The organism is Lentzea kristufekii (assembly GCF_033949925.1).
Lineage (GTDB): Bacteria > Actinomycetota > Actinomycetes > Mycobacteriales > Pseudonocardiaceae > Lentzea > Lentzea kristufekii.
This window is the reverse complement of the sequence record NZ_JAXAVV010000014.1, coordinates 62441-82211: the sequence shown is the minus strand read 5'-3', so window position 1 is coordinate 82211 and position 19771 is coordinate 62441. Positions and strand designations below refer to the sequence as shown.

Below are 19771 nucleotides of genomic sequence, written 5' to 3'. Positions count from 1 at the left end.
CGTCAACATCCCAGGATGCGCACCCGGCACGTTGCTCAAACCATCATTTCTTGACCCTCACACCGTGTCAGCCCCTACACAGGAGCAGTCATGTTCACCATCGGAGACTTCGCCCATCTGGGGCGCGTGTCGGTGCGGATGCTGCGCCATTACGACGCGGTCGGGTTGCTCCCGCCGGCACACGTCGACCCGGCCAGCGGCTACCGCTTCTACACCGCCGCCCAGCTGCAACGACTGAACCGCCTCGTCGCGTTGAAGGACCTCGGTCTGACACTCGACCAGGTGCGTGTGGTGCTCGACGAAAAGCTTTCCGTCGAACAGTTGCACGGCATGCTTTCGTTGCGACGGGCCGAGCTGCGGCAGCAGATCCTCGCGGACGAGTCGCGGCTGCGCCGGGTCGAGGCACGTCTCCGCGCCATAGAAGGAGAAGGCGCCATGCCCACCGACGAGATCGTCGTGAAGCCCGTCCCCGCCGTCCGGGTCGCCCGCCTCACCGCCACCGCCGCGTCGTACGAGCCCGAGGACATCGGCCCGGTCATCCAGCCGCTGTACCCGGAGCTCTTCGAACGCCTGGGCCGCGCGGGAGTCACGCCGTCCGGCCACGGGATCGCGACCTACGAATCCGCCGAGGGCGACCAGGTGGTCGTGCGGGCCGGTGTGACCGTGGCCGTGGAACCGTCCCCCGCCTACGACTTCGAGGTCGTCGACCTGCCGGCGCTGGCCGAGGCGGCGACCATCGTGCACCGCGGCACGATGGACGACGTCGACACCTCTTACCAGGCCGTGGCGGCGTGGATCGAGGCGCACGGGTACAAGCAGAACGGGTTCGCCCGCGAGGTGTACCTGCACTACGGCCAGGGCGACCCGGCGGACTGGGTGACCGAGCTGCAGCTGGAGATCACCAAGCCGTAGCGGGCGGCTAGGCCCTGTCCTGCAGGTCTCGTCCGCGATAGTCGCGGCCGAGGGCCCCGGAGACGGCACCGCCGCAAAGCCCGAATACGCCCGGTATGAGGGCATTGCGGCGGCACCGCCTCCGGGTCTCTCGACCGTGACTCTCATCGAACGGACTTGCAGGACAGGGCCTACTCCTGGTGGATGCGGCGGTGGAGGGACTCCATCCGCTCGTCCAGCTGTGCCGCGATCATGGCGGTCGACATCAGCTCGCCCACGAAGTCCGCGGGCGGGCTGTCGTCGTACTTGTAGAACAGCTTGTGCTCCAGCGTGGCCCAGAAGTCCATCGCGATGGTTCGCAGCTGCACCTCGACCTTCACGTGCTCGACCCGGTCCGACAGGAACACCGGGATTCGCACGATCAGGTGCAGGCTGCGGTAGCCGTTCGGCTTCGGTGCGGCGATGTAGTCCTTGGTGTGCAGGATCTCCACGTCGTGCTGGCGCGCGAGCATCGCCTTGACCCGGTAGACGTCCGAGACGAACGGGCAGATCACCCGCACGCCCGCGATGTCGTCGAGCCAGTCGCCGATGGAGTCGAGGTCGAGCGGAAAACCCTTGCGCCGCAGCTTCTCCAGGATGCCTTCCGGCTTTTTCACCCGATTGGTGATGTGCTCGATCGGGTCGTGCTGGTGGACCGAGTCGAACTCCTCGCTCAGGATCCGGAGCTTCGTCATGAGCTCCTCGATCGCGAACTTGTAGACGAGCAGCCGCCGTTCGAGGTCGCGCAGCAGGCCCAGGTCGTCGGCGAGGTCGGTCACCACACCAGAGTACTGATCACGCTCGTCAGAACTGCGCGACGGCCTCGGGCGCGTAGCCGTAGAAGCCGGGGAGACCACCTGTGTGGAGGAACACGACCGGCACGTCGCTGCGCGGGGCGATCTCGCGGAACTTCACCGCGGCCTTGCCGGTGTAGACGGGGTCGAGGATCACGCCCTCGGTCTCCGCGAACAGCTTCAGCACGTTCCACATCTCCGGCGTGGGCACGCCGTAGCCCGGCCCGATCGTGTCGTCGGTGACGGTGACGTGGCCCAGTCGCGGTGCCGGCTCGCCGAGGAGGGCGGCGGCGTCGGTGGCGAGGCTGCGGAGTTCCTGCTCGGCGTCCGCGGCGGTGTGCGAGACGCTCGCGGCGTGGACGGTGCCGCGCCAGCCCAGGAGTTCGGTGCCGAGCGCCACGCCCGCCGCCGTGGCGCCGCTGCCGTCCGGCACGACGATGGTGGCGTTGTCGATGCCGCGCTCGTCCAGCTGCCCGACGAGCTCGACCGCCGCCGCGACGTACCCCAGCGTGCCCAGCCCGTTCGAACCGCCCACGGGCAGCGTGACGGCCTTGTCGTGGTTGACCTTCTCGTACGTCCGGACGGTCTCGTCGGCGTCCGCGCAGACGTGCACGTTCGCGCCGAACATGTGGTCCAGCACGATGTTCCCGGACCGCTCGTAGGCGGCGCCCGTCATCGGCACCTTGGCCGTCAGCACCAGCTCGCAGCGCAGCCCCAGCTTCGCGCACGCCGCCGCGGTCTGGCGGCCGTGGTTGGTCTGCAGCGCGCCGAACGTGATGATCGTGTCCGCGCCCTGCTCGATCGCCTGGCCGAGCAGGAACTCGAGCTTGCGCAGCTTGTTGCCGCCCGCGCCGAGGCCGTTGACGTCGTCGCGCTTGATCAGGACCGGCGGGGCGCCGAGCGAGTCCGCGAGCCTGGGGGCGTCCTCCAGCGGGGTCGGCCAGGTGCCCAGGGAGACTCGGGGGAACGCGCTCAGGTCCATGGGCTGAGTTTAAGTGCCTCGTCCTTCGAGGGTTCTTCGCCGATGCCGTGCAGGACGTGGGCGAGGATCTCGATGCCGCGGACCACGCGAGGGCCCGGCCGGTTGAAGTAGGACGGTCCGTCCAGTACCCACGTCTCGGGCAGCGGCTGGTCGGGGAGTTCCCGCAGCGTCCGCTCGGGCGGGAAGCCGCAGGGCATGAGCAGGACCACGTCCGGTTCCGCGTCGTGGACCGCCTGCCAGGTGATCGGCCCGGTGTGCTCGCCCTTCCCGGCGAGGAGCGGGACGCCTCCGGCAGCCGTGATCTGCTCCGGGACCCAGTGCCCGGCGGGCCAGCACGGGTCGAGCCACTCGATCGCGGCCACGCGGGGGTGGACGAGGTCCCTGGTCCGCCGTTCGACGTCGCCGACGCGTTGGCGCAGCGCGGCGGTCCTGGCCGCGCTGTCCACGCCGAGCACGTCGCCCACGGTCTTCAGGCAGCCGAGGACCTCGTCCAGCGTGGAAGGTTCGAGGCTCAGCACCGTCGGGCCGATGTCCATCACCCGGACGGTGTCGGTGACCTTGCGGTACGAGATCGCGCAGACGTCGCAGAGGTCCTGGGTGAGGATCACGTCCGGTTCGAGGTCGTGCAGCAGGTCCGCGTCGAGGCCGTAGAGCGACGACCCGCGGTGGACGGTCGAGTTGATCTCCCTGCTGCTCAGGGCGTTCTGGACGACGCCGGTGCTCGTGACGACGGGGACGCCCGCCACCTCGGCCGGCCAGTCGCACTCGTGGGTGCGTCCCACCAGGTGTCCGGCCAGGCCCAGTTCGGCGACGACGTCGGTGGCGGCGGGCAGCAGCGAGACGATCCGCATCAGACCTCCCTGCCGAACTCGGCGTACCGCGTGGAACCGCTCTCAAGGGCCGCCAGAGCGAGCGTGAGGCGCCGGTGCAGTGACGGGTAGATCCGCGGCTTCGCGTCGTCCAGCGTCAGGTACAGGACGCCTTCCAGCTCGGGATCGCACGCCACGGCACCGTCCACGACGCCACCGTCGAACACGAACTGGTGGCAGTCGCTCCAGACCCCGTTGCGCGGCGTCCAGTCGACCACCAGCAGCGGTCCCAGAGCCGCGGACAGGCCGAGTTCCTCCTGGATCTCCCGCTGCGCCGCGGCCTTCGGGGACTCGTCGTCCTCGGTCATGCCGCCGGGGATGTCCAGCACCGCCTTGTACGTCGGCACGACGAACAGCACGCGTCCGGCGGAATCACGGATCAGCGCGCCTCCCGCACACGTCTTGGTAGGCCGGCGGGACGCCACTCCCGGCACGTGCTCCAGTTCGGGAGGGCCCTCGTCGAGAACATCGGTGGCGAATGAGGCGGGGTCCCCCGCGTGCAGTGCGGACACCAGCCGATGATCACACCACAGAGTGAATGGTGCACGCGCTGCACACCGGTTCCGCGCTGGTGGGCGGACGTCCGGAAGATGACGGTCTGCAACCAAACGATCGGGGAGTACGCTTACCCCTGTAACTCCGTGCGATCAATCGCCGATGTCCAGGCAACATCGGTGGAGGTGACGCCAATGGGGGCAACCGGTGCCGCCAAGCGCAGACGTGACGGTGGATCAGCCCCGTGGTCGGTGGTCGGACTGACCGTCGTGTTCGTCGTGGTGGCCCAGGTCCAGTTCGCCATCGCGGTCGCGGAATCGGTCTGGTGGCCGGCCGTGGTCGGGGGGCTGCTGCTGGCAGCGGCGGTCGCGTTCGTGAAGACGGCGCGCAGGCTGCGTTGGGAAGACAGCGACTCGTACGAGGCACCGTCCGAGGTGGCCCAGCCGCTTCCGGCAGAGCACTACGAGAGCCACGTCGACGCCGACGGAAGCCTGGCACGCGCGGTCGGCGAAGTCGTCCACGCGTCACGGCGCTGGCGGGCCTGAGGGCCTCATGAGCGGAGGCCGGGCCACGGGGTGGTCCGGCCATTTCGCCGTGTCCCAGGTCCCGTACCCGCAGAATAGGGGCCATGCCGACGTCTGCCGAGTGGCTCGAAGTGCGCGCTCACCTGCTCGAACACCGCCACGCGCTGGCGCTCGCGGCCGTCGCCGAGTACCCGGACGTGCCCAGGGTCGCCGGCACGCCGCTGCTCACGTCGCCGGACTGGATGCCCGCCGGGCCGATCCCGCTGGCCGACCTCTCGCTGGAGCTGAAGGCGTCCACCGCGCTGCCCGAGGTGCCGGCCTCGGTTCTCCCCGACGGCTTCGGCAGCTACTCGGAGGCGATGGCCGCGCTCGCCGCGCCGTCCGTGTTCCAGAACCGCGGGACCTACCGGCTGCTCGGCTTCACCGGGCGGCACCTGACGTTCGGGCTCGGCAGCTACTTCGACGGCGTCGACGTGGGCGAGGCCTGTGCGCACGAGTACGCGGCGCGCGACCTCGGGCGGATCGGCGCGCTGCCGGCGCGATCGGCCGTCGGTGATCCGTGCGATCCCCGGCGGAGGCCGGTCAACGTCGCCATCAGCACGCTCACCCTGCGGCACGACGAGATCTCCGGGGAGGCGACGTTCTTCCTGCACTGGCGGGACCCGAAGCGCGTCGGGCACGCGGGCGGCATGTTCCAGGTGTTGCCGGTCGGGGTGTTCCAGGGTTCGTCCGAGGCCGACTTCTCGTTGTGGCACTGCATGATCCGCGAGTTCGCCGAGGAGATGCTCGGTGTGGAGGAGATCCACGACGCCGACTACGCGGCCTGGCCGTTCGCTCAGCGGCTCACGGAGGCGGCCCGCGTGTTCTACCTCGGCACGGGCGTGGACCCGCTGACGTTCGCCACCGACATGCTGACCGTGGCGGTGATCGAGGCCTCGCGGTTCGACGAGCTGTTCGGCGATCTGGTGTCGCACAACGAAGAGGGCCAGGTGCTGCGCGGACTTCCGTTCACCGCCGGGAACGTCGAGCGCTTCGCCCGGCACGAACCGACGCAGGCCGCCGGTGCCGCGCTGCTGGCGCTGGCCTGGCAGCACCGGGAAGAACTGCTCAGGACCTGAACGGGTTCGGCAGGTAGGCCCACTGCGTCGTGCGCGGGTCGAGCCGCATCAGGGTGAGCGGCTTGGCGGGCAACGGGTCGTGCAGCAGGGCGTGCCGGTCCGGGGTGTCCGGGACCGTGGCGGCCACGACCTGCCAGAGCTCGGCGTCCGGGGCGTCGAGCGCGCCGACCAACCCGGTCACTGCCGTCGAGAAGAAGGTCGCGAACGTCTTGGCGCGCAACGCGTCGGGGCTCGCGTGCAGGCGTCCGGGCAGATCGGCGCGTGGGCTGACCCGGATGTCCGCCAGGTCGCGGTAGATCAACCGGCGCGGCCGGCCGTGCACCAGGCCCACCAGGAGGTTCTGCTCGTGGGCCTCCAGCGCCACTCCGCGCGCGAGCAGGGTCATCAACGGCGGGACGGCCAGTGCGCAGAACTCCGCGAGCCACTCGAACGGGTCACCCAGTGCGCGGATGGGCGGAGGGTCGCCGGCGGTCAGCGCGGCCAGGGGCAGCAGCGTTTCACCCTCGCGCGGCACAGGTTTGTCGCGCAGGATCACGCCGAGCCTCCGGTCCGGTTCGCCGTCGGTGAGCACGGCGGCGGACGCCCGGTTGTGCTGCAGCTCGATCCCTTCGACGGCCGCGTCCAGGAAGTCGGAGACCGTCGTCGCGGTGGCGATCGAACCGCCGGAGATGTCCCGCACGGCCGAGGTGATCTGGGCGCTCAGCGTCGTCTTGACGTGCCAGGCGCCGGCCGAGAGCGTGCGCAGCGCCATCAGCGGTCTGGCGTCGAGGGTGCCGGCGCTGGGCACGTTCAGCCGGTCCGCCTGCCAGGGGTGCACCGGGAGGAGGATCCGCCCGCCGTCGCGCAGCTCGTCCGGCCAGTCGCCGAACACCACGTGCTGTGCCGCGGAGTGCAGCCGCAGCGGCACGACCGGGCGGTGCTCGGGGCCGTACGCGAGGTGGTCGGCGGCGGTGAACCCGGTGCGGTTGCGGCAGCACGGGTGCAGCGGATGGCCGTCGACCACGCTCTGCTCGTGCTCCTCCAGCGTCCTGAGCGGGAATGGAGTCGTGAGCGGGCTCGTCGTGCGGGACAGGGCCAGCCCGGCCACGCTGTGGGCGACCTCGGTGATCAAGCTCTCGGAACCGGGCCAGCGCAGTGCGGTGAGGAGGTCGACCGGGTGGGAGTACTCGACCGGGTCGACGCTGACCTGCGGCAACGGCTCGATCGCGAACGCCCGGCGCAGGCGCGCGAGGATCGCCGCACGGGCTCCGGGCAGCGCCGCGATGAACCTTTCGGCACGTCTTTCGTCCAGCGCGGCGGCGAAGTCGGACTCGACCGGTGTTTGCGTCAGAATGATCTGATCCTGACACATCGCCGGAGGGAAGCGGACACCGGTGGAATCGAGCACTGATCCCGACGGCATCACCTCGACGGCGCTGCTGAACTGCCTGCGCCGCGAGGTGGGGGAGTGGGCGGACGGCACGCTCCGGCTGCCCCGCACCGGCACCCTGCTGCGTGCGCGGGAGGGGCGCTGGCTGTCGGACCCCGAGGTGTTCACCGGTTCGTGGCAGCCGTTGTCGTGGCACGAACTCGCTGTGCTCGTCACGAAGGAGCTCGGTGACCCGCCGGTCGGGTTCCTGGACGAGATCGCGGGGTCGCGGTCGGCCATCGCCGCCGTGCTCGACGCCCGCACCGCTCCGCCCGCCGATCTCTACCGGCGCTCCGAGCAGGCGTTGGTCGCCGGGCACCGCTACCACCCCGCGCCGAAGGGCCGCGGCGGCCTGCCCGCGTCGCAATGGCTGCCGTACTCGCCCGAAGTGCACGCGAGCTTCTCGTTGGCACACCTGGAAGGCTCGTTCGTCGACGACGGCGAGGTGCCGTTGCCCGCCGGGGTCCTCCCGGCACATCCGTGGCAGCTTTCGTTGCTGGGGCTGGAAGGTCCGGTGTCCGGGCCCGAGGTGTGGCCGACGTCCTCGGTGCGCACGGTCTACGACCCGGCGGCCGACCTGTTCTACAAGTTCAGCCTCGACGTGCGGATCACCAACGACGTGCGCCGGTTGTGGGCGCACGACCTGCGGTGGATCCCGCCGCTCGCGGGCCTGTTGAAGCCGGTGTTCGCGGACATCGCCTCGGTCTTCCCCGGCGCGGCCTTCCTGATCGACCGCGGCTACCGGACGTCACCGGACTCCTTCGAGGGCCTGGCGGTCGTGGTGCGTGACGGCATCCGGCAGCACGCGCTTCCCGGCGTGACCCCGTTGCTGGCGGCCGGGATCAGCGAGGGCTTCGAGGGCAGTCCCCTGGACGGCTTGGACCCCGACAGTGCGCTGCGGTGGTTCCGCCAGTACGTCTCGGTGGTCGTTCCTCCTGTGCTGCACGCGTTCTTCGCACACGGTGTCGTGATGGAGTGCCACCTGCAGAACGTCGTGGTGGGCGTCGACGCCGAGGGCATGCCGGTCCAGGCGATCTACCGCGATCCCGAAGGCATGAGGCTGCTGCCCCGTCACGCCGGGCTGCTGTCCTCAATGGACGGATCGGACGGGTCGCGGGGAGTGTCCGAGGCGAAGGGCTGGGAGCGGCTGCGGTACTGCCTCGTCGTCAACCACCTGATCGAGATCGCGGGCGCGGTGCTGGACCGGCACCCCGGCCTGGACGTGTGGGCGCAGGCGCGGTCTGTCTTCGTCGCGTACGCGAGGGATCACGGATGTGAACAGGTGATGTCGTTGCTGGACAACCGGTTCGTGCCTGCCAAGGCGAACCTGCTGCTGCGCTGGACGCGCGCGGAGGGTGCGGCGAGCCGGTACGTCGACTGCCCGAACCCGTTGTACCGAGCACCGTGACGATCATCGGCGGGACTTCCACCCGCACGGCAACCTGGACGCCCGCTGCCGCGTGAAGGTTCCGTGCTGTGTCTTCTGGGAGAAGTGAGTGCGGGAGCGGTGGACCTGGGCGCGCCCAGGCAGCGGTGCGTCCTCGCCGCGCTCGCGGTCGACGCCGGCAAGATCGTGCCGGTCGACCGGCTGGTCGACCGGGTCTGGGGTGCCGACGCGGCGCCGCGGGCGCGCACGACCCTGCACAGCTACGTGTCACGCCTGCGCCGGGCGGTGGCCGCGATCGGCGGGCTGGCGATCGAGCACCGGTCGGGCGGGTACGTCCTGCTCGGTGACGAGATCGACCTGCTGAAGTTCCACGACCTGCGCGCGCGGGCCCGGGCCGGGGACGCGGCCGGGTTGCTGACCGAGGCGCTGGCGTTGTGGCGGGCGGAGGCGCTGACCGGCCTCGACGGCGAGTGGGCGCGCGAGGAACGCGACCGGCTGGAACAGGAACGGCTGGCGGCCTCGCACGAGCTGGTCGACGCGCGGCTGGCGGCCGGTGGGGGAGCGGAGCTGGTGGCTGAGCTGGCCGCACGGGTCGCGTGCCACCCGCTGAACGAACGAGTGGCGCGCCAGTACCTGCTGGCACTGCACCGGGCCGGGCGCGGCATCGACGCGCTGGAGCACTACCGGCAGATCCGTGAGCGGCTGCGGGCGGAGCTGGGCGCCGAGCCCTCGGCCGCGTTGCGCGAGCTGCACCAGCGGATCCTCGCCGCCGATCCCCGGCTCACCGCGGCACCGCCGCTCCCGGTGGTGCCGCGGCAGCTGCCTTCGGAACCCAGCACGTTCGTCGGCCGGGAGGAGGAACTGGGCCGCCTCGACACCGCCGTCGCCGGCACCGTGCTCATCTCGGCGATCGCGGGCACCGGTGGCATCGGCAAGACCAGCCTCGCGTTGCGCTGGGCGCACCGCAACGCCGGCCGGTTCGCCGACGGCCAGCTGTTCATCGACCTGCGCGGTTTCTCCCGGGCCGAGGAGCCGATGGACGCCGGCGAGGCGCTGGGAGGGCTGCTGCACGCGCTGGCCGTCGAACCGGGCCGCATCCCCGCCGACGTCCAGGCCCGCTCGGCGTTGTTCCGCTCGCTGGTCGCGGGCAGGCGGATGGTGCTGGTGCTCGACAACGCGGCGAGCACCGACCAGGTCGTGCCGCTGCTGCCCGGCTCCGAGCTGTGCACCGTGCTCGTCACGAGCCGCAACCGGTTGCCCGGCCTGGTCACCCGGCACGCGGCCGAGCACGTGGTGCTGACCGAGCTCACCGACGCCGACGCCCGCGCGCTGCTCACCGGCCGGCTCGGCGCCGGTCGTCTGGAGGCCGAACCGCAGGCGGCCGACCAGCTGATCGCGATGTGCGGCGGGTTCCCGCTGGCACTGAGCATCGTCATCGCCCACGCCCAGATCCGCCGGGGCCTGCCGCTGGCCGTCCTCGCCGCCGAACTGCGCGACACCGTCATCGACGTGCTCGACAACGAGGAGCCCTCCGCCAGCCTGCCCGCCGTGCTGTCGTGGTCGTTGCGCGCCCTGTGCCCGCGGCAGCGCGACGCGTTCGCCCTGCTGGGCATCGCTCCGGGTCCGGACATCGGCCTGGCCGCCGCGGCCTGCCTTCTAGGCGTCGCACGGGCGCAGGCCAGACAGGTGCTGCGGGCGTTGGAGGAGGCTTCCCTGCTGTGCCAGGACGTTCCGGGCCGATGGCGGATGCACGGCCTGGTCCGCGCCTACGCCGCCGCGGTCGCCCAGGACCTGCCGGGCCCGGTGCGGGAGGAGGCGACGCGGCGGGTGCTCGGCCACTACCTCGAAGCCTCGCGGGCGGCGGACCGGACCATGGACCGGCTCCGCTTCCCGCCGCCGATCGACCACGTCGTGAGCGACGTGCACGTGGACCCGGTGCCGGACGACCAGGCGGCGCAGGAGTGGTTCGAGGCCGAGTTCGCGTGCCTGGTCGCCGCCCAGCAGTCCGCGCTCGACCAGCGCAACCACGCCGTCGCCTGGCTGCTGGCGTGGAACGCGACCACGTTCATGGTGCGGCGAGGCCTCGTGCGCGCCCGGCTCGCGATGTGGCGGATCGCCGCCGAAGCCGCCGGGCACCTGCGGGACACGGCCGTTCTCGCGAGCACCGAACACATGACCGGCACCGCCCACGTCGTCCTGGGGCACCACGAGACCGCCGTCGAACACCTCCACCGCGCGCTGGCCTTGGCCGGACCCGTTCACCTGGCCGGAGTCCACTACTCGCTGGGCGTCGCCTGGGCCACGAAGGACGCGCGGCAGGCGTTCAAGCACGCCCGCCGCGCGCTCGCGATCTACCGCGTGATGGGGGCGCGGGAGTGGGAGGCCCGCACACTCGCTCAGATGAGCTGGCTCACGGCGTTCCTCGGAAGGCTCGACGAGGCCAGGAGCTTCAGCCGCGTCGCGCTCGCCATGCACCGCGAGCAGGGGTACCGCACGGGAGAGGCGACCATGCTCGCGTGTCTCGGATTCGTCGCGCACGAAAGCGGCTGTTACGAGGAATCCGTTGAGCACTACGAACAAGCCATCGCCTTGGTGCGGGAACTGGGGCACCTGCACGGACTCGCGGACGGCCTCGAACGCATGGGCCACACGCTCGTGGCACTGGGCCGGCACTCACGTGCCGAGGCCGTGTGGCGGGAGGCGCTCGGCATCTACCTCCAGCGGGGCATGGAGGACGAAACCGAACGCGTACAACGACTTCTCACCCGGTGAAGGTCGTGGCGAACTCAGGCCTCGCCGGTGCCGCTTGCACCACGGCGTCGTCGAAGACCAACGGCTGCCACGCACTGGCGCCCTCGCGGCCGTGGCCGGGATCGACGCCGACGAACATGCGCCCGCCGACCCGCACCCGCACGTGCCGCGCCTGCCAGTCGACGGTGGCGCGCTGCCGGATCCGCCCGTCACACGTCCACCTCTGGTCGCCGAAGTGCACGACCGAGGAGTGGCCGTGGATCTGCCCGAACGGGACGATGCCCCCGTACCGCATCCACGGCTCGTGCAACGCGGCCCCGGACTCCGCCCACAACGGCCCCGTTTCCGGATCACGGCCGTGCGCACCCGTGCGCCAGATCAGGTCGGGCCGTTCGTTGAGCAGATCCGCCGCAGCTGTGGCGGTGGCGGGTTCGCCCAGCCGCTGCCACGCGGCGAGCGTCAACCCCGCGTGGGTGAGCAGGAACTCGTCGCCGCCCGCCGTGATGGCCACGGCGACCTGCATCCGCCCGTCCGCCCACCACGTGCGCACCGTCTCGACTCCCTGCGGTGGCAGGGGTTCGGGCCAGAACACCTCGCGGCCGGGCAGGTACTGGGCCTCGTGGTTGCCCACCAGCTGCACCCAGCCCGGGCCGAGCCGCTCGGCGACCACGTCGAGCACCCCGCGGCTGTCCGGTCCGCGATCCACCAGGTCGCCGACCTGGATCACGACCAGGCCGGCCCCGAGTTCCCGCAGTGCCTGCCGCAACTGGTCCGCGTGCCCGCCGACGTCACCGATGCCGGCAATCCTGGCCATGCCCACCCCCACCTCACCTGCATCCACGCTACCTCCGCGGATGCAGGTGAGGTGGGGGCCGACCTGCCTGAGGGGACGCGGACCGACCGTGGCGCTCGTGGCCCGCGTGGGCGAAGGGCCACCGTGCTGCGGAACGGTTGCGCACGACCACGACGTGCCACTGCCGGTTCGTGGGCAGCAGGAAGCCGTGATGGGCACGGCATTCCGCGATCTCGGCCACCAGCGCACCACCTGGCGAACTCCGGCCGGTCAGAGAAGGCGCTTGATCTCTCCCCTCGCCCGGTAGAAGCCGCCGCTCGCCGAGGTGTGGATCTCGGTCACCAGGTACCGCGCACCGGGCACCCGGATGTCCTTCGGGAACTGCACGGCGCGGGAGCGGTCGTAGCCGTCGGAGATCACGTGGACGCGCATCCGGCCACCCTCCTGCACGCACTCCACGACCACGCCACCGGCCGGAATGGCGCTGGCCACCACGGTTTCCACCTCGGCCGTCGCCTCGACGCGCTGCCAGTGGTCGGCCTTGATGTCGCTGCGCTGCGGCAGTTCGCCCTGCTCCGCCGCGTGGATCGCCGCCGGGCTGGCGTCGATGCACGCCAGCGAGCCGTCCGTCGTGACGATGTAGAGGCGCTCGTCGCGGTACTGCATGGAGAACGCGGAACCGCAGCCCGTGGCCAGCTTCCACAGGCGCGTGCCGTCGGCCGCGAAGCAGTACACCGACGAGTGGTTGTCGCCGGCGAACACGTAGTCGCCGCCCGGCGAGGTGGCGCACGAGAAAACCGCCGCGTCACAACGGTAGCGAGCGGTCTCGGCCCCGGTGGCGCGCGACAACCGGTGCACCCACCCGCGGCTGGTGCCCGCGAACACCTCGGCCGGCTCCTGCCAGCCGAACAGCACCGCGCCCGTCGTCTCGGCGTGCCACACGGGATCGCCGGTGCGCGCCGCGTAGTGCGTGACGCCCCGGGAATGCCCGTGGAACGCGCCCTCCGGCGCACACCGCACCATCCACGCGCTGTCGCCCGCGCTGCGGCGCGACCACTGGAACTCGTCCTCGTGGTCGACGATCGTGATGCCGCCCTGCCGGTCCGACACACCGAGCACGCCGTCGTCGATGTCGAGCCAGTAGATGTCGACGTCGTTGGCGATCTCGTACGCGACGCGCGGAACCTTGCCGCCCAGGTCGTACACGCGCCCGTCGTCACAGCCCGCGTAGATCCAGAAGTCGTCGGCGACGATGCACTTCACGCCGTCCGGTAAGCCGTAGCGCCCGGTGACCCGGCCGTCGTGCGCGAGCGTGAAGACGTCGCCGCGCTCGTTGCCGACCCAGGCCTCGTCCTCGCCGATGAAGATGCCGAACGCGGGCGCACCGGAGTGGAACCGCCACAGCACAGGGGCTTGCCGCGCGCTGGACTGCACGCTGGTGATCTCGCGCCGGGTGATCGCCCGCCGCTGCCGCTGGCCCTTGACCGCCGGCGCGTAGCCCTTGCGGACCTTCTCACCGATCTTCTTCTCGGCCGCGCTCACCGCCTTGGCCTCGTCGGCGAACGTGGACTCGCGCGTCGAGCCCCGCTCGCCGATGCGGCCGAACGTGATGCTCACCTTCGTGCCGTCGACGACGACCTCGTAGAACTTGTGCGCGCTTCCGCTCGCCTCGGACAGCTCCAGGTACGTGGTGGCAGCAGCCACGGTCTTCCCCCTCGCGTTGATCAGCTGAAAACGACCGTAGCAAGGGGGTCTGACAATTCCTGGTGTCAGGCGTTCGCGAGCCCGTTGCGGAACCAGTCCGGCATCTGCTCGTCGTTGCGCGGGAACCACTTCTGCTCGGTGGCGAAGTTCTCCGGGGACGGCGCGGCGTCGAACTTCGGTGCCTCGTCGCGGTTGTAGCGGATGGAGAACGTGCCCGGAGGGTCCAAGATGTACTCGAACTCGATCCACGAACCGAGCCCCTCGGAGTACATGCCCTTGCGCAGCTGCTGGAACTTCCGCCACACCTCCGGCGGGAACGACCAGCCGCGGACACTTCCGTCCGCCATCTTCACACCCGTGTCGGCCTCGCTGTGCGGGCCGATCATCTTGGCGCGCAGCACCAGGCGCGACCACCCCTGCGGCAGGGTCGGCAGGATCTCCTGGGTGATCTCCGCGAGCTTCTCCTGCTGCTCGATCGGGCTGAGCGCCGGCCAGTTCGCCATGGTTGTTCGCTTTCTCCTAGTGCCGCGACCGGCGGCCTTTGCCCCGTGTTCGGCGGTCAGACGGGTGATTCGTGGTGCCGGCCCCGCGTCCTCATCCTGGTCGGCTGTGGGCGTGGGGCCGGTGCCGCGAGGCGCCCTGCTGAGCGTCGAAGACGCGGCGAAGGCTGCCGGTCGCGGCACTGGATCGAGGTGGGGCCTGGCCAGCCTACTGATCGGCCAGGCTCGCCTCGTGTGCGCGCTGCAGTTCCAGCCCGCGTTCGACGGTCTCGCGCAGCCAGCCCCGCAGGTGCTCGTCGGAGCGCGGGAACGCCTCCAGGTCGCGCACGAACATCATCGGGTGCAGCTCGGGCGACCACCGCGGGTCCTCGTCGTAGTTGAACGTCACCTCGGGCTCGGCGTCGCGGCGCAGCACGAACCGCGCCGACAGCCACGTGCCGCGGTCCTCCTCGTACATCTGCTCGCGGAGCTCCTGCAGCTGGTCGGTGATCTCCGCCAGCCGCACCTCGCCCGCGAACCGGCCCTGCGCGTCCTGTGCGGACGTGGCGAGCTCGTACGCCATGACGTTCGCCCAGACGTCCAGGGTGACACGGTTCCACCCGACCGGGGCACCCGCCTCCAGCAGCGCGCAGATCTCAGCGACCCTTGTACCGGTCCTGGGGTCCATAGTTCACCTCCGGCCGGTTCGGGAAGACGCGCTCCTTGGTCACCACGTTCTCCACGACCGGCTTGTTGTCCGGGCCGAGCTGGACGGTACCGTCCGCGTTGCGCGCGTACGTGACCTCCTGCCAGCGCATGGTCACCTCGGACGGCACGCCGTCCGCCTCGCGGGTCGCACGCACCTGGTAGTTCTGGATGTCCTGGTGCGCCGGCTTCGAGAACTCGACGAGCTCCGTCTCCTTGTTGCGCCACGACGGCTCGTGGAACCAGCCGTCCTTGGCGTTGCCGGAGTTGGACCCCGCCATCTGCCCGTGCATGTTGAGGTACTCGCCGAAGCCGCCGAGCTCGTTGGCCAGCAGGTGGCCACCCGCCCACTTGACGCGCGAGTTCTCGATCTCCTGGTCGGTGAGCGTGCGGTCCGGCGGGTTGCTCGGGTACGCGGCCTCGCCTTCCTGGTAGGCGCGCTGCTGGGCACCCTTTCCGCTGTCGTCGTCGCGGTAGTTCTTGGTCTGGCCGCCCGCCTCGACGTCGCCGGTCATCGAGTCGGTCTGACCGTGCTGGTCCGTGTGGAAGGCCAGCATCTTGTCGTTGTTGTGGTAGTTCGGCACCTGGTACTTGGCGTCCGGCAGCAACGGGTGGCTGAGGTCGGGGTTGAACCCGGACCACTTGCCCTTGCCGTCGACCGCCATGTCCTGGCGGCCTGGCGTGGCCTCGACCCACTTGACGTTGCCGTCGCCGTCGGTGATGAACGTCGTGCGCGTGCCGTTCTGGTTGGCCACCGGGTACTCGGTCCACGGCTGCAACGGCTGGTGGTCCCGCAGCGGCACCGGCACCGGGTCGGGGTTCTCGATCGGCTGGAGCCGGTCGGGCTGGGTGTTGCCGTCCGGCACGGTCTCGCGGTCGCGGTGCGGCGCCTGGATCTCGTCGTGCCGGTTGAGCGGCTGCCGCGGAGCGTCCGGGTTGTTCGGGTCGACCGGCTGGTGCGTGGGCCGGTCGAAGTCGACGAACCGCTCGTTGAACGCCGGGTCGTCCGCCGGGATGATCCGGTCCTTCGGCGGCGGCGTGTACTCGGGATCGGCGTCCGGGTCGTTGCCCTGCGCGCCGTCCCCGCGGTCCACGGCGTCGGCGCCGTCGGTGTCCCGATCGCTGCCGGGCGCGTAACCGTCGTCGCTCGCCCTGGTCCTGGAACCGTCCGGGTGGTGCGTCTCCCACTCGCCGTTGGGCGGGATCCGGGGCGAGCGCGTGCCGTCGGGCGAGATCTCGGGGTCACTGGTGAAGACCCGGCCGCTGCTGTCCGTCCACGCGGGCTTGGTGGGAGCCACGACCGGCGCGTCGAGGTGCCGGGAGAGTTGCTGCGCGAAGTCGTTGCTGCCCGCGTCGCACCCGATCAGCCGGACGGGCCTGCTGCCGTCGTAACCGCTGCGCCGCAACATGTCCGCGTACTCGGCGGGCGTGTAGTCGTGCCCGCCGACGCGAGCCCGGCCGTCCGGCGTGACGTGCACGTCGGCCGTGAAGAACCGCGGGTCGTCCGGCACCCGGTGGGGGAGGTCGCCCATGTCGGGGTCGCCACCGTGGTGGGACACACCGGCAGGAGTCTGCTCGGCGTGCCGCTCGTGCGCCTGCTCCGGCGAGGGCCGCTCTTCCGCGTGGGACTGCGGCGCGTCGCTGTCGGGCCGGTTGTCGGCGTCGTTGTGGTGGCCGGGGCCGTCGGTGTCGCGGTGCGGGCTGCCGGGACCGTTACCGGCACCGTCCGGTCGCGGGTTACTGGGACCGTCCGGTCGCGCGGCGTCGGGCCTGGTGCCGTCCGGACGGTTGCTGTCAGGACGGTTGTTGTCGGGCCGCGTGCTGTCCGGCCTGCTGCTGTCGGGCCGGTTGGTGTCCGGCCGGTTGCCGTCGGGCCGCGTGTTGTCGGGACGGGTGCCGTCCGGACGGTTGTTGTCGGGCCGCGAGTTGTCCGGACGGTTGCTGTCGGGCCGGGCGCCGTCCGGTCGGGTGCCGTCAGCCCGAGTGCCGTCCGGACGTGACGTGTCGGGTCGTGAGCCGTCGGGACGGTTGTGCGGCTGACCGGGAGCGTCGGGACGCTGGCCGGGGTGCGTGACGGGACCGTCGGCACCGCGCGGGCGGGCGCCGTCGGGTCGGGTGGCGTCGGGCCGGGTGGCGTCCGGACGCTGGTGCGGCGCGGGCGAGTCCGGCCTGCTCGGCCCGCCGGGATGGCCGCCGGGGCCGTGACCGCCGGGCGTGTGCGGGCCGGGGCCACCGGTGTGCGGTGCCCCAGGACCACCCGGAGCAGGCCCGAAGCCGGGCTGCTGCGGTGTGTGCGGGCTGGCAGGACCACTCGGCCCGGCATGTGGGGCGTCCGCGTGAGTCGGCGAGGTGGTTCCCTGCGGACGGGTCGGTGCGTCCGTCCGCGCCGACGGCGACGTGGTCCCAGGACCACCGTGCGACCCGTCAGGCGAATGCGGCGCACCGGGGCCGCCGGGACCCGAGGGCCCGTTGGGGCTGTGCGGTGCGTTGGGGCCACCGTGCGGTGCTGACGGTGCGTTGGGGCTGTGTGGCGCACCAGGGCCGCCGGGACCCGAGGGCCCGTTGGGGCTGTGAGGTGCGTTGGGGCCGCCATGTGGTGCGGATGGCGCGTTGGGCGTATGAGGTGCGCCGGGACCACCGTGTGGTGCCGACGGTGCGTTGGGGCTGTGCGGTGTACCTGGGCCGCCGGGGCCAGATGGTCCGTTGGGGCTGTGCGGTGTGCCGGGACCGCCGTGCGGTGCTGACGGTGCGTTGAGACTGTGAGGCGCACCTGGACCGCCGTACGGCGAGTTTGGTCCCGACGGTGCGCTCGGGCTGTGCGGTGCACCTGGGCCGCCGTATGGCGAGTTTGGTCCCGTGGGCCCGTTGGGGGTGTGGGGCGCGCTGGGACCGCCGTTCGGGCTCGGCGCGCCGTGAGGTGCGTTCGGCGTGCCTGCGTGCGGTGCGGTGGGGGAGTGCGGTGCGCTCGGACTGTGCGGCGCGGACGGGCCGAAGCCCGGCTGCGAGGGAGCCGACGGCCTTGCCGACGACGGGGACATGTCCGGGGTGCGCTGCGAAGGCATGCCCGAGCCCAGGTCACCGCGTGCGCCCGGCGTGCCGGTCCAGCCTCCGCCGGAACCCGGACGTGGGCCGCCTCCTGTCGGCGCACCACCCGCGGGACCTCCGGCGGGACCACCCGCGGGGCCGCCCATCGGACCCTGCTGCGGAGTGGTCGTGGAGCCTGACGGCGGTCCGCCGTCCCGTGGTGCGGACGGGGCGTGCTGCGACGGTGCTTCCGGTGCCGCGACGCCGGCCTGAGTGGTCTGGCCGGTGTTGCGCGGCAGGGCCGCCGGTGCGTCGGGGGACGACGTCGGTCCGTTCGTGCTCGGGCCCGCCGGGCCACCTGACGGAGACGGGCCGCCCGACGGCGACCCCTGCGAACCCGGTGACGGGGTGTTCGACGTGCTGGGGCCGTCCGGTCCCGGCGAGGACGAAGGCCCGTTCGGTGAGGACGTGGGTCCGTTCGGCGACGGCGCGTTCGGGGATGACGAAGGCGCGTTCGGTGAGGACGTGGGTCCGTTCGGCGACGGCGCGTTCGGGGATGACGAAGGCGCGTTCGGAGAGGACGAAGGTCCACCCGGCGAAGGCGCGGAAGCCGACGGCGAACTCGGTGAAGGCGAAGGAGGAGCAGGGCTCGGACCGTCCGGAGAGGACGGTGAGGACGGCGACGGGCTCGGCGGCGCGGAAGGCGACGAAGTCGTTGGCGCGTCAGGGGAAGAGGTGGTCGGCGAGCCGCTGGTGTGCGTGCCGCCGGCGTTCGGGAGGTCCGGGGCGTCGGTGCGGTGGAACAGCCCGCCGGGCTTGATGGACTTGGTCGAGATCACGTCCAGGCCGGTGACCTTGCCGACCAGCTTGCCGACGACCTTCATGATCTTCGTGAAGATCTCGACGATCTTGCCGAGCAGCGGCGAGACCTTCTTGATGGTCTTGATGAGCTTCTGGATGAGCTCACCGATGCGGGTGGCCCACTTCGAGATCGCGGTGACGGCCTGCGCCACGATCACCGGCGTGCCGAACCCGAGCGTGAACACGGCCTCGAGCACCCACGTGATCAGCTTCCCGACCAGGTCGGCGATCAGGTCGCGCACCATCTCGCGCACGAAGGCGACGACCATGCCCATGATGCCGACGACGGTGCCGACGGAACCGGCGGCGGACGCGGCACCGGTGATCGCGTCGCCCTGGGCGCCCGCGGCGGCCCGGTACGCGTCCGCGGCGGGTCCCTGCCACTCGGCGGTGCCCTGCACGGCCTGCTGGTAGTCCTGCGCGATCTTGCCGAGCTCCTCGGCGACCTTGCTCCACGTGGCCGAGTACGACTCGATCACCGGCGGGTCGCCCGCCAGCCAGTCGAGCGCCTCCTTCAACGGCTGCATGTGTTCCATCAGGAACGACGCCGCCGAGGACAGCAGGGTGCCGAACGGGTCGATCGCCATCGACGCGGCGTCCGCGACGAGGCCCACCATGCCCAGGCCGCCCTCGACCCAGTTGCCGTCCTTGATGCCGTTGAACGTGTCCATCGCGGACTCGGCGATGGAGATGCCCGTCGCCCAGCCGTTGTCGCCCGTCCCGGCGTTCATGAACCCCGACGGCTCGGCGTCTGGCTTGACCACCAGAGGATTCGACATCACTCGCCTCCGATGATCTTGGTGATGTCCTCCGGCACGTGCCGTCCTTCCCCCGAAACGCGGTCGTTCCCCAGGATGACGCAGCGCCGGACGCGCTGGTTCCACGAGGTTCCCAAATGGTCCGAACAGCGCAGTCGCGTTGCTCCACGAGCCCGTCCCCGCCCCAAC

The 19771-nt window shown here is 71.3% G+C and carries 15 protein-coding genes; 5 read left to right on the top strand and 10 right to left on the bottom strand.

Going from position 1 to position 19771, the window contains the following annotated elements:
- Positions 1-90: 90 nt before the first annotated feature.
- Positions 91-912 (top strand): MerR family transcriptional regulator, encoded by an 822-nt coding sequence (locus SK571_RS27205; protein ID WP_319986927.1) that lies wholly within the window; start codon positions 91-93, stop codon positions 910-912.
- 170 nt (positions 913-1082) lie between these two features.
- On the opposite strand, the gene SK571_RS27200 is transcribed toward SK571_RS27205, so the two are convergent.
- From SK571_RS27200 to SK571_RS27185, 4 genes are read right to left on the bottom strand one after another with little or no spacing between them, the layout of a single operon-like run.
- A complete protein-coding gene (locus SK571_RS27200; RefSeq protein ID WP_319986926.1) occupies positions 1083-1709 on the bottom strand; it encodes a GTP pyrophosphokinase in 627 nt (208 codons plus the stop codon).
- Positions 1710-1734: 25 nt separating this feature from the next.
- On the bottom strand, positions 1735-2706 hold the full coding sequence (locus tag SK571_RS27195) for a D-cysteine desulfhydrase family protein (RefSeq protein ID WP_319986925.1): 972 nt from the start codon (positions 2704-2706) through the stop codon (positions 1735-1737).
- Positions 2697-3557 (bottom strand): TroA family protein, encoded by an 861-nt coding sequence (locus SK571_RS27190; RefSeq protein WP_319986924.1) that lies wholly within the window; start codon positions 3555-3557, stop codon positions 2697-2699. Before SK571_RS27190 ends, SK571_RS27195 begins: the two co-directional genes overlap by 10 nt.
- Positions 3557-4087, bottom strand: a complete 531-nt coding sequence (locus tag SK571_RS27185; protein ID WP_319986923.1) for an NUDIX hydrolase — start codon at positions 4085-4087, stop codon at positions 3557-3559. Before SK571_RS27185 ends, SK571_RS27190 begins: the two co-directional genes overlap by 1 nt.
- Before the next feature lie 177 nt (positions 4088-4264).
- Between SK571_RS27185 and SK571_RS27180 the strand changes: the two genes are divergently transcribed.
- Complete coding sequence (locus tag SK571_RS27180) at positions 4265-4615, top strand: hypothetical protein (protein WP_319986922.1); 351 nt, start codon at positions 4265-4267, stop codon at positions 4613-4615.
- Between the two features lie 83 nt (positions 4616-4698).
- Positions 4699-5712 (top strand): hypothetical protein, encoded by a 1014-nt coding sequence (locus tag SK571_RS27175; RefSeq protein ID WP_319986921.1) that lies wholly within the window; start codon positions 4699-4701, stop codon positions 5710-5712.
- Here the strand turns inward: SK571_RS27175 and SK571_RS27170 are convergent.
- On the bottom strand, positions 5702-7063 hold the full coding sequence (locus SK571_RS27170; RefSeq protein ID WP_319986920.1) for an IucA/IucC family protein: 1362 nt from the start codon (positions 7061-7063) through the stop codon (positions 5702-5704). The two genes, SK571_RS27175 and SK571_RS27170, sit on opposite strands and share 11 nt — an antisense overlap.
- 22 nt (positions 7064-7085) lie before the next feature.
- Between SK571_RS27170 and SK571_RS27165 the strand changes: the two genes are divergently transcribed.
- Together SK571_RS27165 and SK571_RS27160 are read left to right on the top strand one after the other, a co-directional pair.
- Positions 7086-8528 (top strand): IucA/IucC family protein, encoded by a 1443-nt coding sequence (locus tag SK571_RS27165; RefSeq protein ID WP_319986919.1) that lies wholly within the window; start codon positions 7086-7088, stop codon positions 8526-8528.
- 84 nt (positions 8529-8612) lie between these two features.
- Complete coding sequence (locus SK571_RS27160) at positions 8613-11279, top strand: AfsR/SARP family transcriptional regulator (RefSeq protein WP_319986918.1); 2667 nt, start codon at positions 8613-8615, stop codon at positions 11277-11279.
- Here the strand turns inward: SK571_RS27160 and SK571_RS27155 are convergent.
- The 5 genes from SK571_RS27155 to SK571_RS27135 form a co-directional block, all read right to left on the bottom strand.
- Positions 11269-12072: a metallophosphoesterase gene (locus SK571_RS27155; protein WP_319986917.1), complete on the bottom strand. Its 804-nt coding sequence runs from the start codon at positions 12070-12072 to the stop codon at positions 11269-11271. The two genes, SK571_RS27160 and SK571_RS27155, sit on opposite strands and share 11 nt — an antisense overlap.
- A gap of 249 nt (positions 12073-12321) precedes the next feature.
- The gene (locus tag SK571_RS27150) at positions 12322-13755 is read right to left on the bottom strand and encodes a WGR domain-containing protein (protein ID WP_319986916.1); all 1434 of its coding nucleotides are present in this window, start codon (positions 13753-13755) and stop codon (positions 12322-12324) included.
- Positions 13756-13820: 65 nt separating this feature from the next.
- A complete protein-coding gene (locus SK571_RS27145) occupies positions 13821-14258 on the bottom strand; it encodes a hypothetical protein (RefSeq protein WP_319986915.1) in 438 nt (145 codons plus the stop codon).
- A 205-nt stretch (positions 14259-14463) separates the two neighbouring features.
- Positions 14464-14922, bottom strand: coding sequence for an antitoxin YezG family protein (locus SK571_RS27140; RefSeq protein WP_319986914.1), 459 nt, complete (start codon positions 14920-14922; stop codon positions 14464-14466).
- Positions 14891-19603 (bottom strand): phage tail protein, encoded by a 4713-nt coding sequence (locus tag SK571_RS27135; RefSeq protein WP_319986913.1) that lies wholly within the window; start codon positions 19601-19603, stop codon positions 14891-14893. Before SK571_RS27135 ends, SK571_RS27140 begins: the two co-directional genes overlap by 32 nt.
- Between the last annotated feature and the right edge of the window lie 168 nt (positions 19604-19771).

What these genes read in the sequence shown, in the direction of transcription:
- SK571_RS27140 (WP_319986914.1), bottom strand. Translation starts at nt 14,922, where the DNA reads ATGGACCCCAGGACCGGTACAAGGGTCGCTGAGATCTGCGCGCTGCTG.
- SK571_RS27145 (WP_319986915.1), bottom strand. Translation starts at nt 14,258, where the DNA reads ATGGCGAACTGGCCGGCGCTCAGCCCGATCGAGCAGCAGGAGAAGCTC.
- SK571_RS27205 (WP_319986927.1), top strand. Translation starts at nt 91, where the DNA reads ATGTTCACCATCGGAGACTTCGCCCATCTGGGGCGCGTGTCGGTGCGG.
- SK571_RS27135 (WP_319986913.1), bottom strand. Translation starts at nt 19,603, where the DNA reads ATGTCGAATCCTCTGGTGGTCAAGCCAGACGCCGAGCCGTCGGGGTTC.
- SK571_RS27180 (WP_319986922.1), top strand. Translation starts at nt 4,265, where the DNA reads ATGGGGGCAACCGGTGCCGCCAAGCGCAGACGTGACGGTGGATCAGCC.
- SK571_RS27190 (WP_319986924.1), bottom strand. Translation starts at nt 3,557, where the DNA reads ATGCGGATCGTCTCGCTGCTGCCCGCCGCCACCGACGTCGTCGCCGAA.
- SK571_RS27175 (WP_319986921.1), top strand. Translation starts at nt 4,699, where the DNA reads ATGCCGACGTCTGCCGAGTGGCTCGAAGTGCGCGCTCACCTGCTCGAA.
- SK571_RS27170 (WP_319986920.1), bottom strand. Translation starts at nt 7,063, where the DNA reads ATGTGTCAGGATCAGATCATTCTGACGCAAACACCGGTCGAGTCCGAC.
- SK571_RS27195 (WP_319986925.1), bottom strand. Translation starts at nt 2,706, where the DNA reads ATGGACCTGAGCGCGTTCCCCCGAGTCTCCCTGGGCACCTGGCCGACC.
- SK571_RS27155 (WP_319986917.1), bottom strand. Translation starts at nt 12,072, where the DNA reads ATGGCCAGGATTGCCGGCATCGGTGACGTCGGCGGGCACGCGGACCAG.